The sequence below is a fragment of the Mycobacterium sp. 1245801.1 genome (assembly GCF_001673055.1).
Classification (GTDB): Bacteria; Actinomycetota; Actinomycetes; order Mycobacteriales; family Mycobacteriaceae; genus Mycobacterium; species Mycobacterium europaeum_A.
The window spans coordinates 1-837 of sequence record NZ_LZKY01000224.1 but is presented as its reverse complement, the minus strand read 5'-3'; the positions used below and the strand labels follow the sequence as shown (position 1 = coordinate 837).

Below are 837 nucleotides of genomic sequence, written 5' to 3'. Positions count from 1 at the left end.
GGGATGACGCTGCTGGACATCGGTTGCGGCTGGGGGGCCACCCTGCGGCGGGCCATCGAGAAGTTCGACGTCAACGTCGTCGGCCTCACGCTGTCGGAAAACCAGGCCGAGCACGTGCAGCAGTCCTTCGATCAGATGGACACCCCCCGCAGCCGGCGGGTGCTGCTGGAGGGCTGGGAGAAGTTCCACGAGCCCGTGGACCGCATCGTGTCCATCGGCGCGTTCGAGCACTTCGGCCGGCAGCGCTACGGCCGCTTCTTCAAAATGGCCTACCAGGCGCTGCCGCCCGGCGGAGTGATGTTGCTGCACACCATCGTTCGGCCGTCGTTCAAAGACGCGCGGGCCAAGGGCCTGAAGCTGACCCACGAAATCGTGCAGTTCTCGCAGTTCATCCTGGCCGAGATCTTCCCCGGCGGTTGGCTGCCGACGCCGCAGACCGTCGGCGAGTACGGAGTGACCGCGGGCTTCGACCTGACCCGCGTCCAGTCGCTGCAGCTGCACTACGCCAGGACCTTGGACCTGTGGGCCGAGGCACTCGAGGCCAATCGCGAGCAGGCGATCGCCATCCAGTCCCAGGAGGTCTACGACAAGTACATGCACTACCTGACCGGCTGCGAGAACTTCTTCCGCAAGGGTGTCACCAATGTGGGGCAATTCACGTTGGTCAAGTAGGGCGGGACAAGTCGGCCCCGAACGGTGAACCGTTCGGGGCCGATTGCTTTACTGGGCCGGTTACTTCTCCAGCGTGAACTGATTGACGTCGGTGTAGCCCGCACGGAACAACTTCGCGCAGCCGGTCAGGTACTTCATGTACCGGTCGTAGACCTCCTGGGACTG

The 837-nt window shown here is 64.2% G+C and carries 2 protein-coding genes; one reads left to right on the top strand and one right to left on the bottom strand.

Translation table 11 applies throughout. The features are described 5' to 3' along the window. Positions 1-672: class I SAM-dependent methyltransferase (locus A5622_RS14860; protein ID WP_066879471.1), on the top strand; the 672-nt coding region annotated here is incomplete at its 5' end. A 60-nt stretch (positions 673-732) separates the two neighbouring features. On the opposite strand, the gene A5622_RS28315 is transcribed toward A5622_RS14860, so the two are convergent. Next, on the bottom strand, positions 733-837 hold a 105-nt coding region (locus tag A5622_RS28315), incomplete at its 5' end, for a class I SAM-dependent methyltransferase (protein ID WP_197508015.1).